Annotated in this window: 10 protein-coding genes and 1 pseudogene; 8 read left to right on the top strand and 3 right to left on the bottom strand. The window is 64.3% G+C overall.

The window, feature by feature from the left end; genetic code table 11:
- Positions 1-31: 31 nt before the first annotated feature.
- The 3 genes from NKI31_RS05820 to NKI31_RS05810 all read left to right on the top strand — a co-directional run bounded on the left by NKI31_RS05820 (position 32) and on the right by NKI31_RS05810 (position 3,541).
- On the top strand, positions 32-178 hold the full coding sequence (locus tag NKI31_RS05820; RefSeq protein WP_023686592.1) for a hypothetical protein: 147 nt from the start codon (positions 32-34) through the stop codon (positions 176-178).
- Positions 179-382: 204 nt separating this feature from the next.
- Positions 383-2,659, top strand: coding sequence for a transglycosylase domain-containing protein (locus NKI31_RS05815; RefSeq protein ID WP_352650797.1), 2,277 nt, complete (start codon positions 383-385; stop codon positions 2,657-2,659).
- A 129-nt stretch (positions 2,660-2,788) separates the two neighbouring features.
- Entirely contained in the window at positions 2,789-3,541 is a 753-nt protein-coding gene (locus tag NKI31_RS05810) for an SDR family NAD(P)-dependent oxidoreductase (protein WP_023669777.1), read from the top strand.
- 15 nt (positions 3,542-3,556) lie between these two features.
- Here the strand turns inward: NKI31_RS05810 and NKI31_RS05805 are convergent, their stop codons facing one another.
- Positions 3,557-4,477: a zinc-binding dehydrogenase gene (locus NKI31_RS05805; RefSeq protein WP_352650795.1), complete on the bottom strand. Its 921-nt coding sequence runs from the start codon at positions 4,475-4,477 to the stop codon at positions 3,557-3,559.
- A 111-nt stretch (positions 4,478-4,588) separates the two neighbouring features.
- On the opposite strand from NKI31_RS05805, the pseudogene NKI31_RS05800 reads away from it, so the two are divergent.
- Positions 4,589-5,399, top strand: a pseudogene (locus NKI31_RS05800) (AraC family transcriptional regulator).
- A 21-nt stretch (positions 5,400-5,420) separates the two neighbouring features.
- Here NKI31_RS05800 and NKI31_RS05795 read toward each other — a convergent pair.
- A complete protein-coding gene (locus NKI31_RS05795) occupies positions 5,421-7,211 on the bottom strand; it encodes a cation:proton antiporter domain-containing protein (protein ID WP_023747036.1) in 1,791 nt (596 codons plus the stop codon).
- Positions 7,212-7,396: 185 nt separating this feature from the next.
- A complete protein-coding gene (locus NKI31_RS05790; protein ID WP_023704214.1) occupies positions 7,397-7,846 on the bottom strand; it encodes a baeRF12 domain-containing protein in 450 nt (149 codons plus the stop codon).
- A 418-nt stretch (positions 7,847-8,264) separates the two neighbouring features.
- On the opposite strand from NKI31_RS05790, the gene cysG reads away from it, so the two are divergent.
- The 4 genes from cysG to NKI31_RS05770 are packed head-to-tail and all read left to right on the top strand — an operon-like array spanning position 8,265 to position 12,451.
- Positions 8,265-9,716, top strand: a complete 1,452-nt coding sequence (cysG, locus tag NKI31_RS05785; protein WP_352650793.1) for a siroheme synthase CysG — start codon at positions 8,265-8,267, stop codon at positions 9,714-9,716.
- Positions 9,713-10,006, top strand: a complete 294-nt coding sequence (locus tag NKI31_RS05780) for a DUF2849 domain-containing protein (RefSeq protein ID WP_352521584.1) — start codon at positions 9,713-9,715, stop codon at positions 10,004-10,006. Before cysG ends, NKI31_RS05780 begins: the two co-directional genes overlap by 4 nt.
- Before the next feature lie 35 nt (positions 10,007-10,041).
- Positions 10,042-11,712 carry a nitrite/sulfite reductase gene (locus NKI31_RS05775; protein ID WP_023683051.1) on the top strand — a complete coding sequence of 557 codons (1,671 nt, stop codon included), beginning with the start codon at positions 10,042-10,044 and terminating at the stop codon, positions 11,710-11,712.
- Positions 11,687-12,451 (top strand): phosphoadenylyl-sulfate reductase, encoded by a 765-nt coding sequence (locus NKI31_RS05770; RefSeq protein ID WP_023833677.1) that lies wholly within the window; start codon positions 11,687-11,689, stop codon positions 12,449-12,451. Before NKI31_RS05775 ends, NKI31_RS05770 begins: the two co-directional genes overlap by 26 nt.
- The last annotated feature ends 25 nt before the right edge of the window (positions 12,452-12,476 follow it).

Below are 12,476 nucleotides of genomic sequence, written 5' to 3'. Positions count from 1 at the left end.
TTTCCTGGAATTGCTGCCAAAGGAGCGCGCCGTGAAACAGAACACTCTCTATCTCCTTGTCGGCGCGCTCGTTGTCGTGGTCATCGCGCTCGGTGCATATGTCTATCACGAACAGACCAAGCCCAAGGGCGTCGAACTGAAGATCGACGACAAGGGCATTTCGATCCAGCAGAATTGAAATATTCGGGGTAGCCAGGGCCTCTGCCTTTTGCGGCAGACAGGCCGCGAGGATGCGGCTTTCGGACCCAGTTGGCGACAGCGGATTTTAGAAATTCTTAAGGAATTTCAGAAGGGTGCATAAACCCTGCTTTAACGCGCCCTTAAACCGCCGCATCTACCCTCCAACCCGAGCGCCATTGACACCGGGAAGACAGCGCAACGCATGGCGAACCGCAGAGACAGTCGCATCGAACCCAGCTTCGAGGGATCGCCAAAGGCGAAATCCGCGGCCGGTTTTTCGGTGAACGAGGAGGATCGGGTCGTGCCGGCCAATCGCAAATCATCTTCGGCGCGCAAAACCTCCAAGGCAAAATCATCGTCACGCGGCAAGCGCGGCAAACCCCGGCGCGGGCTGTTCGGCGTGATGGCGCGGATGTTCTACTGGTGCTTCGTGCTCTGCATCTGGGGCGGCATCGCCGTGGCCGGCATTGTCGTCTATTATGGCGCCAAGATGCCGGCGGCCACCACCTGGTCGATCCCCGACCGCGCGCCCAACATCAAGATCGTCTCGGTCGACGGGCAACTGCTTGCCAACCGCGGCATGAGTGGCGGGGAGGCGGTCGGCCTGCACGAAATGTCGCCCTACATTCCGGAAGCCGTCATCGCCATCGAGGATCGCCGCTTTTATTCGCATTTCGGCATCGACCCGATCGGCCTATCGCGCGCCATGGTGACCAACGTTCTGGGCCGGCGTTTCTCGCAGGGCGGCTCGACGCTGACCCAGCAGCTGGCCAAGAACCTGTTCCTGAAGCCCGACCGCACGCTGGAGCGCAAGGTGCAGGAAGTGCTGCTGTCGCTCTGGCTGGAGCACAAGCATACCAAGGACCAGATCCTCGAAATGTACCTCAACCGGGTTTATTTCGGCTCCGGCGCCTATGGCGTCGAGGCGGCCTCGCGTCGCTATTTCGGCAAGAGCGCGCGCGATGTCACTCTGTCGGAGGCGGCCCTTCTCGCCGGCCTCTTGAAGGCGCCGTCGCGACTGTCGCCGGCGCGGGATCCGAAGGCGGCGGAGGAGCGCTCGCAACTGGTGCTGGCCGCCATGCGCGACGAAGGCAAGATCAGCGCCAAGGAACTGGCCTCGGCGATGAGCGCGCCGGCAACGCGCGCGCCATCCTATTGGACCGGCTCGGAAAACTATGTCGCCGACACCATCATGGAAGAATTGCCCGATTTGATTGGTGACGTGCGCAGCGACATCGTCGTCGACACCACCGTCGACCTCAACCTGCAGAAGCTCGCCGAACAGTCGATCCGCCGGCTGATCGACGAGAGCGGCAAGAAGCTCAATGTCAGCCAAGGCGCGCTGGTCTCGATCGACAATTCCGGCGCCGTGCGCGCCATGGTCGGCGGCTACGACTATTCGACCAGCCAGTTCGACCGCGCCTCCGAAGCACGCCGCCAGCCGGGCTCGGCGTTCAAGCCGTTCGTCTATATGGCCGCGCTGGAAGCCGGCCGCACGCCCGACAGCGTGCGCAACGACGCACCGATCAAGATCGGCAAGTGGACACCGGACAATTACGGCGGCAAGTATTTCGGCAAGGTGACGTTGGCGACCGCTTTGGCGAAGTCGCTGAATTCCGTCGCGGCGCAGCTGACCATGGAGGTCGGCCCCGACGCGGTGGTCGAGGCGGCGCACCGCATGGGCATCCAATCCGATCTGATCGCCAACACCTCGATCGCGCTCGGCACTTCGGAAGTGACGCCGCTGGAGCTGACATCGGCCTATGTGCCGTTCGCCAATGGCGGCTACAAGCCCGACATCCATTTCATCCGCCGCATCACCACGACCGAAGGCAAGGTGCTCTATGACGACAATGGCGGCAGCGCGCCGCGCGTCGTCAAGCAGAACATTGTCGGCATGATGAACTCGATGATGACCGGCACGGTCGAGATCGGCACGGCCAGGAAGGCGGCCTTCGCCTGGCCGTCGGCCGGCAAGACCGGAACCAGCCAGAATTCGCGCGACGCCTGGTTCGTCGGCTACACCGCAAACCTCACCACCGGCGTGTGGTTCGGCAATGATGACGGCACGCCGATGAAGAAGGTCACCGGTGGCGCGCTGCCGGCACAGGCCTGGCACGAGTTCATGGTGGCCGCGCATGAAGGTGTGCCGGTCCGGCCGCTGCCCGGCACCTGGAAGTCGACGCCGCCCGACACCATCGTGCCCGACGATATTCCGTCAGTCGATAACAATCAGGCGGCGCCGTTGCCTGCCGTGGCCGTCAGCCGTTCGGAGCCTGCTGCCGCGCCGGCACCTGCTGCTGTACCGGCACAAGCACCGGTCCGCCGTCCGGCCGAAACGGTCGATGCCGACGGTTTCAACATGCCGGGCGACGGCGGCACCACGGCCTCGATCAAGCACCCGGTACCGCCGGGCAGCGTCGGCGGCCCGGCCAAGAAGCGGAAAACCTCAATCCTGGATATTCTCGGCGGCGGCTGAGCGGCTCGTCATTCTGGCTTCAAACCAATGGCTAGCTGCAATCCGTTCCTCATATGAGAGCTGCGGTGACAATTCGGCCTCTCGCCACCTCTGCGGCATTCGGCTACATCTCCGGCCGGAGTGACAGACATGGCTGAGACCGACACCAGAAAAACCATCGTGCTGACCGGAGCCAGCCGCGGCATCGGCCATGCCACGGTCAAGCGCTTTTCGCGTGAGGGCTGGCGGGTCATCACCTGTTCGCGCCAGGCTTTTGCCGAGGATTGCCCGTGGCCAGCCGGCCCAGAGGACCACATCAAGGTCGATCTCGCCGACCAGGAGGATGTCGGCATCGCCGTCTCGGAGATCCGTCACCGGCTGGAAGCGCATGGCGGGCAATTGCACGCGCTGGTCAACAATGCCGGCATTTCGCCGAAGCTCAAGGACGGCAACAGCCGCATGGATTCGATCGACACGCCGATGCATGTCTGGCGCGATGTGTTCCAGGTGAATTTCTTCGCGCCGATCATGCTCGCGCGTGGTCTCTTCAAGGAGCTTGCGGCAGCAAAAGGTTCGATCGTCAACGTCACCTCGATCGCCGGCACGCGCGTGCATCCTTTCGCCGGCACCGCCTATGCGACCTCGAAGGCGGCACTCGGCTCGCTGACGCGCGAGATGGCGCATGATTTCGGCCCGCACGGCATCCGCGTCAATGCGATTGCGCCGGGCGAGATCGACACCGCGATCCTGTCGCCTGGCACCGACAAGATCGTCGAGACGATCCCACTCAGGCGCCTTGGCGCCACCTCGGAAGTCGCCGACATCATCTTCTTCCTGTGCTCGCAGCAGGCGTCCTATGTGACGGGCTCGGAAATCCACATCAATGGCGGCCAGCACGTCTGAGCACTGACAGACTGCTCATTCAGCGATGGTGAGAACAGCCTTGCCGCCGAAGCTGCGCTGTCGCAGGGCGTCCAGAGCCCGGGCGATGTCTGTCCACGGCACGGTCATGGACACACGGGTTTCCAGCCGGCCAGCCGCGACCAGAGCGAGCAGCGAGGCGATGTCCGCGCCAATGGCTGGACCGGATGTGTAGCAGGCGAAAGTCTGAAGCCTCGCTCCCTCATGGCCCGGAACGAACTGTCTGAAGCCAACCGGCGTGAGTTCGCCGCTGCTCGAACCGAACATGACGATGGTGCCGCCGGGGGCGACGCGTTCGATGGCATGGGCGAGGCTTTGGCCGCCGACCGACTCGGTGATCAGAGAGAATGGCCCTTCGGCCAGTTCGATCGACTCGACGACCTCGTGAGCACCAAGACCGCGGAGATCCTCGGCGTGCCGGGCGGCGGCGATTGCAGTCACCTCGGCGCCTTGCTCGCGGGCGATCTGGATCTGGAAACGGCCGACCGCGCCGCTGGCGCCGGTGATCAACACCTGCTGTCCCGCGAGGTCGCCGCCATGGCGCAAGACCCTTAGGGCCGTCGTGCCCGCCACGGGAAGCGTGGCGGCGGAAACGAAGCTGACCTCATCCGGGATGACGGCGAAGCGGTCGGTCGGAACGGCGACCCGTTGCGCCCAGCCGGCCTCGTCGACCAAAGCCACAACCCGGGCGCCGACGGCAGGCCCGGAGCCATCGGCTGCCGCCCGTTCGACAATCCCTGCGATGTCCTGGCCGGGTATCCAGCCTTTTGGGCGTATGGTGAGCAGGCGCAGTTCGCCGCGGTTCAACGAGGTTGCGTGGACGCAGACAAGCGCTTCGTTGGCGAGGGGTTGAGGTTCGTTGGCCTCGGCAAACGTCAGTCCGGTGGGGCTGTCGGGAGAGATGACGAGGGCGCGCATGGGAAGCCTTCCTGCCGGTTTGTGAAATGCCAGCCGCGAACCAGAGCCTATCGACATCCCGGATCAAAGAATTTAGCTATCATAGCGAATGGTCGCTAAAAGCCGTCAATCATGAGACAGCCTCTCCGCTACCCCTGGGTCAATTTCGACGTCGATGATGTGATCGCTCCTGCAATTGCGGTTCGCGTCGATGTCACCGAAACCAAAGCGGAAGTGGCGACCCATTGGCACCGCAAGGGCCAACTCGTCTTCGCGCTCGGCGGTGGCGTCACATGCCGCGTCCCGAGCGGCCTGTGGATGGTGCCGCCACATTGCGGGGTGTGGATTCCCGGCGGCATGGAACACAGCAATATCGCGACCGCCAATGCGCGGATTTTCTTCGTCTATATCGAGCCGGGAGCCGCCGATCTGCCGGACCGGTGCTGCACGCTGTCGATCTCGCCGCTGCTGCGCGAACTGATCGTCGAGCTGGCCGATTGCGTGGAGGAGGATGAGGCGAGGGACGGGCTCCTGACCACGATCCTGCTCTCCGAACTGCCGCGCATGCCTGTCCAGCAACTGCATCTGCCGATCTCCGCCGAGCCGCGCTTACGGCGGATCGCGGAAGCATTGGCGCAGGACCCTGCCGACCGCAGCACGCTTGCAGAGTGGGCCAGTCGCGTCGCGCTCTCAGAAAGCATGTCTCGCCCGTCTTGTGGTGAAGCAGACCGGACTGAGCTTCGGCCGCTGGCGCCAGCAATTGCATCTGATCGTCGCCATAAGGGAGCTGGCCTCGGGTGCCAGCGTGCAGCAGGTTTCAGGCGATCTTGGCTATGGCTCCGTCACCGCCTTCATCACCATGTTCAAGAAGGCGCTTGGCAAGCCGCCGGCAAAGTATCTCGCCAGCGTCGCGCACAATGGCGGCTCCGCCTTCGTTGGATGATCGATGCGCCTGTGGCAAGCCTCAGGCCGGGGAGGGCTCAATGGCTTCGGGGCGCGGCATCGGCTTTTGCTCCAGCACTTCTTGCACGATGCCGCGGGCGATCTCGCGTTCGCCCATGATGACGGTGTCGGCGCCGAGGCCTTTGAGATGCTCGACCTCGGCATCGGAATGGGCCCTCGCTATGACGTTGATGCCGGGATTCGCGGCGCGTGCCCTGAGCACGATCTGCCCGGCCTCGAACGCGTTGGGGATGGCAAGGATCAAGCGTTTGGCCCCCTGCGGATTGGCGACGGCAAACACGCCCCCATTGGCCGCATTGCCGGAGACGATTTCGACGCCGTCGTCTCTGAGCCTCGCCAGCGTCTTGTCGGCGTCCTCGATGACCAGGAAGGGCAGCGATGCCTGTTTCAGCGCCGCGCCGACCAGGCTGCCGACGCGGCCGTAGCCGATCAGGATGGTGTGGCCCGAAAGCGTTGTGCGTGGCGGTGGGCCATTCTCTTTTGCCGCGGCGGCCACCGAGGCCACTTGTCCGGGCTGCGTCGCCGGGCCGACCGGCTTGGCCTCTTCCGGTGGTGCTGCCTTGGCGGCGCGCGCGTCCAGCCATGGCTTCATCCAGTCGAGGGCGAGGAACATCAGCGGATTGACCAGGATCGACAGGATGGCGCCTGCCAGGATCAGGTCGCGTCCCTGTTGCGGCAACAGCTTCAGCCCGACGCCGAGCTCCGCCAGGATGAAGGAAAACTCGCCGATCTGCGCGAGGCTGGCCGAGATCATCAAGGCGGTTCCCAGCGGATAGCGGAAGGCGATGACGATAACGAAGGCGGCCAGCGACTTGCCGATGACGATGATGGCCAGCGTCGCCAGGATCGGCCAGCCATTGCTCATCAGGCTGAACGGATCGAACAGCATGCCGACCGAGACGAAGAACAGCACCGAGAAGGCGTCGCGCAGCGGCAGTGATTCCTCCGCCGCGCGGTGGCTGAGCTCGGATTCGCTCATGATCATGCCGGCGAAGAAGGCACCGAGCGCCAGCGAGACGCCGAACAGTTTGGCGGCGCCGAAGGCGACGCCGAGCGCGATCGCCAGCACCGCCAGCCGGAACAGTTCGCGCGAGCCGGTATGGGCGACGTAATGCAGGATCCACGGAATGACGCGGCGGCCAACCACCAGCATGACGATGACGAAGGCGGCGACCTTGGCCAGCGTGAGGCCGACGACGCCCCAGATGCCGTAGCTGGCCGGCAGCGACAAAAGGCTCGCATGGTCATCGACCTGCGGCTGGCCGCCGAGCACGCCGGCCAACGCCGGCAAAAGCACCAGCGCCAGCACCATGGCGAGGTCCTCGACGATCAGCCAGCCGACGGCGATGCGGCCGCGCTCGGTCTCGATCAGCCGTCGCTCCTGCAACGCGCGCAACAGCACCACTGTGGACGCGACGGAAAGCGCCAGGCCGAAGACGAGGCCTGCGCCCATCGACCAGCCGAGCATCCATGCGAGGCCGGCGCCGAGCGCGGTGGCAAAGCTGATCTGGACAATGGCGCCGGGTACGGCGATGGCGCGGACGGAGAGAAGGTCCTTCAGCGAGAAATGCAGGCCGACGCCGAACATGAGCAGGATGACGCCGATTTCGGCCAACTCATTGGCAAGACCGGCATCGGCGACGAAACCCGGCGTGTTCGGTCCGACCAGTACGCCGGCGACGAGGTAGCCGACCAGCGGCGGGATGCGAAAACGGTTGGCGAGCGCCCCAAAGATGAATGCCAGCCCCAGACCGGCGACGATGGTGGCGATAAGGGGCGTGTCATGCGGCATTGTCGATGGAGCGCCTTTCGGGAAATGTCGGGTGTGCGCCGCCCGAAGCCGCCGCCTTTTTCAATATGGTGGAGGGGGTGCGGGCGACGCAACCCGCAAGACGTAAATTGGTGGCCAGAGGCACCGAAAACGAAAGGCGCGCGCAGCAAAACCGCTGCGCGCGCCAATACCGAATGATCGATGCGTCACGCCGCCTGCAGCATGGCCTCGATATCGATCAGCGGGCGGTTGGTCAGGGTCTTTGGGATCTCCGCCTGCACCTTGTCCGTGACTTCCTTGTGCAGTTTCTTGCGCATGGTGCCGAGCACCAGCGGTGGCGCGACCAGCACGATGTCGTCGAAGATGCCGTGATGGGCGAGCTTGTAGAGCCGGTCCGCGATCTCTTCGGCAAAGCGTTCCTTGCCCTGCCGGTGCCAGTCGGTTTCCTCAACTGCGCTGCGATGTACGGAGGGGCCGTCATTGTAGCGGCCGGGACTGTCGCTGCCTTGTTCGCGCGTTGCCGGATTGTCCTGGTTCATCTCCTGGAAGAGCTGCAGGTGCGGATAGAGATTGTCGCCCTCGTTCTTCAGGAACAGCGCTTTCTCGCCATCGGCCACCATGACCAGAAGGCCATGTTTCAGGTTGATCTTGCTCATTTGCGGGCTCCTGTTTGAAGGTTCAAATCCAGCCGACGATTGTCTGTTACGGCAGGGGCAGAACGCGTGGCGAAGCGGGAACGTTCCACTTCGTTCGCCGAGATCGCACGCAGCCATATCGAGCCCGATCTATCGTCCATCGGAGCAATGTCCGAGGTGACGGCTTTAATCTACTAAATTGGTAGAATTTAGAAAAAACAATTTTGCAGCTTGGCCGACTGCCGGATAAAAGAGCCGCAGAACAAGGCCTGCGGCAGCAGCTTGAATCCGCCTGGTATGCGGATGTGGAATATTTTTCTCTTGGCCCTTTGGCTTGCGGAAAAGCGATTGCCTCCCGCAAGGGGATGCGCGAGTGGGTTCCTTCAGCTTTTTCGCGTCCGCGCCTAAAACTGCCGAATTGTTCCGGAATCTGTTCGTCATGCCGCACGCCAATCCCAAGCTCACCGCGTTCCCGGTCTTCATGCGGGTCGAAGGCGAAGCCGTGGCCATCGTCGGCGGCGGAGGCGAAGCATTGGCCAAGGCGCGGCTGCTTGATCAGTCAAGCGCGACACTGCGCATCATCGCGGATGTTGCCGACGCCGAATTGCTGAGCTTCATCGCCACGACCGGCGCCATCCGTATCGACGCCCCCTACGACGCCGCGCATCTCGAAGGCGCGATCCTGGTGTTTGCCGCCAGCGGCGACGAGACGCTCGACCGCCGCGTCGCCGACGATGCGCGCCGCCTTGGCATTCCGGTCAATGCCGTCGACCGGCCGGAGCTGTGCGATTTCTTCACCCCGGCGCTGGTCAACCGCGCCCCGGTCGCCATCGCCATCGGCACGGAAGGCGCCGGTCCGGTGCTGGCGCAGATGCTGCGCAGCCGCATCGACCGCATGCTGTCGCCGTCGCTCGGGCCGCTGGCAGCGCTTGCCGCCTCGTTCCGGGGTGCCGCCGAAAAGCTGCTGCCGAAAGGCAACGCCCGCCGCCAGTTCTGGAGCAGTTTTTTCCAGGGTGCACCGGCGCGCGCCGTCGAAGCCGGCGAGCTTTCGCAGGCGAATGACGCCGCCGCCGATCTGTTGCTGTCGAAGGCTCCGGCTTCGGGCCATATCGCCCTGGTCGGCGCCGGGCCAGGTGCTGAGGATCTTCTGACGCTGCGCGCGCATCGGCTTTTGATGGAAGCCGACGTCATCGTCTATGACGCGCTGGTGCCGGAGGCGATCGTCGCCATGGGCCGCCGCGACGCCGAGCGGCTGCCGGTCGGAAAACGCAAGGGATGCCACACCAAGAGCCAGGCCGAGATCAATGCGCTGCTGGTCGAGCTTGGCAGGCAGGGCAAGCGCGTCGTGCGGCTGAAGTCGGGCGACCCGCTGGTGTTCGGCCGCGCCGGCGAGGAGATGGCCGCACTGCGCGATGCCGGCATCGCCTATGATGTTGTCCCCGGCGTCACCGCCGCCTTTGCCGCCGCCGCCGACTTCGAGCTGCCGCTGACGCTGCGCGGCGTCTCCTCGTCGATGGTGTTCACCACCGGCCATGATCTGAAGGGCAATTCGCTGCCGGACTGGGCCAAGCTTGCCATTTCCGGCGCCACCGTTGCCGTCTATATGGGCCGCTCGGTCGCCGCCGAAGTCGCCGGACGGCTGATCGAGGCCGGCCTGTCGCCGGACACGGCGGTTGCCGTGGTCGAGAATGCCAGCTTGCAGAACCGCCGCCGTTTCCACGGCACGCTGGCCGATTTGCCGTCGCTGGAAGAGCGCGCCGACCTGGCCGGTCCTGTGATGACCATCATCGGCGACGCGGTTGCCGGCGCCAACTTTGAACGTTCCGAGCCGCTTGCGGCACATAACTATGAGGGCGCCGCCAACGCGGCCGACGCAGAGGTCGAGCCATGAAGATACTGACCGCAAACCGCCTCTCCGACGGCATCGTCGTCTGGTACGCCGATGGCGGTTGGGCCGAGACGGTCGACCATGCCGACCTTGCCCATGACCAAGCGGCAGAGGACAGGCTGGAAGCAATCGGCGCCAAGGCCAACGCCAACAATCAGGTTGTCGACGTCAATCTGATCGACGCTGAAGTCGTCAATGGCGTCGTCGTGCCGGTGCGGCTGCGCGAAAAGATCCGCGCCGCCGGCCCGACCATCCGGGAAGATCTGGGCAAGCAGGCTGCGCGGGCAGCTTAACAAAATACGGGCGGACGCGCCCTGAAAGACGAAACATGTACCGCTACGATGAGTTCGACCACGATTTTGTCCAGGCCCGCGTCGCCGAGTTCAGCGACCAGGTCGAACGCCGGCTGTCCGGCGAGATCACCGAGGATCAGTTCCGGCCGCTGCGGCTGATGAACGGCGTCTACCTGCAGCTGCACGCCTACATGCTGCGCATCGCGGTGCCCTATGGCACGCTGAACAGCGCGCAACTGCGCATGCTCGGCCACATCGCGCGCAAATACGACAAGGGCTACGGCCACTTCACCACGCGCCAGAACATCCAGTTCAACTGGCCGGCGCTGTCCGACATTCCGGCGATCCTGGCCGATCTCGCCAGCGTCGAGATGCATGCCATCCAGACCAGCGGCAATTGCATCCGCAACGTCACCGCCGATCACTTTGCCGGCGCCGCCGCCGACGAGGTCGCTGATCCGCGCCCCTATGCCGAGATCCTGCGGCAATGGTCGTCTGTGCATCCGGAATTCTCGTTCCTGCCGCGCAAGTTCAAGATCGCGGTGACCGGGGCCGAGCGCGACCGCGCCGCCATCCAGACGCATGATATCGGTCTGCATCTGAAGAAGAACGCCGCCGGCGAGCTCGGCTTTGCCGTCTATGTCGGTGGCGGCCAGGGCCGCACGCCGATGGTGGCGCGCAAGATCCGCGACTTCCTGCCGGAAGCCGACCTGCTGTCCTACTGCACGGCGATCCTGCGCGTGTACAACCTCTATGGCCGCCGCGACAACAAGTACAAGGCGCGCATCAAGATCCTCGTCCACGAGACCGGCGTCGAGGAAATCACCCGCCAGGTCGAGGCCGAATGGCAGGAGCTGAAGGACGCCGAGCTGAAGCTGCCGGAAGCCGACATCCGTGCCATCGACGCCTATTTCGCGCCGCCGGCACTGACCGCCCGGCCGGAAGGCGACGCGGCGATCAAGCTGGCGCGGCTGGATTCCAAAAGCTTCTCGGATTGGCTCGACCAGAATGTCGTGACGCATCGCCATCCCGACTATGCCGCGGTGACGATTTCGCTGAAAGGTATCGGCGAAGTGCCGGGCGATGCCACCGACAGCCAGATGGAAGCGGTCGCCGACATCGCCGAGAAATACGCGTTCGACGAACTGCGCGTCAGCCATGAGCAGAACCTGATCCTGCCGCATGTGGCGCGCGCCGATTTGAAAGCGGTCTACGACGCTTTGGTCGACATTGGCCTCGCGACGGCCAATTCCAACCTGATCAGCGATATCATCGCGTGCCCTGGCCTCGATTATTGCGCGCTGGCGACAGCGCGCTCGATCCCGATCGCGCAGGAGATTTCGCTTCGCTTCGCCTCGCTGGAGCGGCAGCGCGAGATCGGCGAATTGAAGCTGAAGATTTCCGGCTGCATCAATGCCTGCGGACATCACCATGTCGGCCATATCGGTATCCTCGGCGTCGAGAAGAAAGGCTCCGAACTCTACCAGGTGACGCTTGGCGGATCGGCCGACGAGAACACCTCGGTTGGCGAAATCATCGGCCGCGGCTTCTCTTCGGAAGAGATCACGGACGCCATCGAGCAGATCGTCGACACCTATCTCGGCCTTCGGCTCGGTCCCAGTGAACGTTTTATCGACGCCTACCGCCGTGTCGGTCCCGCGCCGTTCAAGGAGGCGCTCTATGCTGGCGAAACCAAGGCCGCTTGACCGCATCGTCGACGTCGACGACAGCATCGCCGCCAAAGCGGCGGGCTTCGACGCGCTGTATGGACATCTGAGCCCGCTCGACATCATCGAACGCGCGGCGAGCGAATTGTTTCGTGACGAGATCGCCGCCGTGTCGTCCTTCGGCGCGGATTCCGCCGTCCTGCTGCATATGATCGCCAAGGTCGACCGCACGCTGCCGGTCATCTTCCTGGACACCGGCAAGCATTTCGAAGAGACGCTGGGCTATCGCGATGCGCTGGTCGCCGATTTCGGGCTGACCAACATCAGGGTGATCAAGCCCGAAGACGCGGCGCTCGAGCGGGTCGATCCGACCGGCAATCTGCACCAGAGCAACACCGATGCCTGCTGCGACGTGCGCAAGGTCGAGCCGCTGGCGCGCGGCGTCGCCCCCTTCCGGGCCTGGCTGACCGGCCGCAAGCGCTTCCAGGCGGCGACGCGAGCCGCGCTGCCGGTGTTCGAGGCGGTCGGCCCGCGCGTACGCGTCAATCCGCTGGCGCACTGGACGACATCCGACCAGGCTGACTACATGCGCGCGCATGCGCTGCGCGAAAATCCGCTGGTTGCGTACGGCTATCTGTCGATCGGCTGCTTCCCATGCACGCAGCCGGTGCAGCCGGGCGAGGATGCGCGAAGCGGACGCTGGGCCGGTCATGCCAAGACCGAGTGCGGCATCCATCTGTCGGGACTGGAAGTGTCGCTGACCGACGCATCCCTTTAAGCTATGGTGATATTCAGGTGAGGCT

Origin of the sequence: Mesorhizobium sp. M0659 (assembly GCF_040320605.1) — a bacterium.
Classification (GTDB): Bacteria; Pseudomonadota; Alphaproteobacteria; order Rhizobiales; family Rhizobiaceae; genus Mesorhizobium.
Note: the sequence above shows the minus strand (reverse complement) of the source record. Positions and strands in the feature narration are given on the sequence as shown.